Genomic DNA, 919 nt, shown 5'->3' on the forward strand with positions numbered 1-919 from the left:
AGAGTGCTGTTGCCCCACCGGCGACAGCATCAGGAGATTGCCCTCACCCCACGGCCACTCCTTTAGGGTTGACATTTTCGGAGAGCAAAGTGTGTACCAATGGTACACAGTTTTCAGCAAGTGGCCAGGGGGAGAGTGCTGTTGCCCCACCGGCGACAGCATCAGGCGATGGCGCTGACCCCACTGGAACCCCTCTGGGGTTGACATTTCCGCAGATAAAAGTGTGTGCCAATGGTTCACAGTTTTCCGGCACTGACCACGGGGAGAGTGCTGTTGCCCCACCGGCGACAGCATCAGGCGATGGCGCTGACCCCACTGCAATCCCTCTGGGGTTGACATTTCCGCAGATAAAAGTGTGTGCCAATGGTTCACAGTTTTCCGGCACTGACCAGGGGGAGAGTGCTGTTGCCCCACCGGCGACAGCATCAGGAGATTGCCCTCACCCCACGGCCACTCCTTTAGGGTTGACATTTTCGGAGAGCAAAGTGTGTACCAATGGTACACAGTTTTCAGCAAGTGGCCAGGGGGAGAGTGCTGTTGCCCACCGGCGACAGCATCAGGCGATGGCGCTGACCCCACTGGAACCCCTCTGGGGTTGACATTTCCGCAGATAAAAGTGTGTGCCAATGGTTCACAGTTTTCCGGCACTGACCACGGGGAGAGTGCTGTTGCCCCACCGGCGACAGCATCAGGCGATGGCGCTGACCCCACTGGAACCCCTCTGGGGTTGACATTTCCGCAGATAAAAGTGTGTACCAATGGTACACAGTTTTCAGCAAGTGGCCAGGGGGAGAGTGCTGTTGCCCCACCGGCGACAGCATCAGGCGATGGCGCTGACCCCACTGCAATCCCTCTGGGGTTGACATTTCCGCAGATAAAAGTGTGTGCCAATGGTTCACAGTTTTCCGGCACTGACCAC

At 57.6% G+C, this 919-nt stretch carries 2 protein-coding genes; both read right to left on the bottom strand.

Features of this window, described 5'->3' with window-relative positions; translation table 11 throughout:
• A partial coding sequence (locus OSC10802_RS55275; protein ID WP_026099103.1) for a hypothetical protein occupies window positions 1-471 on the bottom strand: 471 nt, incomplete at its 3' end.
• Window positions 472-509: 38 nt separating this feature from the next.
• Window positions 510-919 (bottom strand): hypothetical protein (locus OSC10802_RS55280; protein ID WP_232731898.1); only part of this gene is annotated, 410 nt, incomplete at its 5' end.

It is taken from the genome of Kamptonema formosum PCC 10802, from assembly GCF_000332335.1.
GTDB lineage: Bacteria > Cyanobacteriota > Cyanobacteriia > Cyanobacteriales > Oscillatoriaceae > Oscillatoria.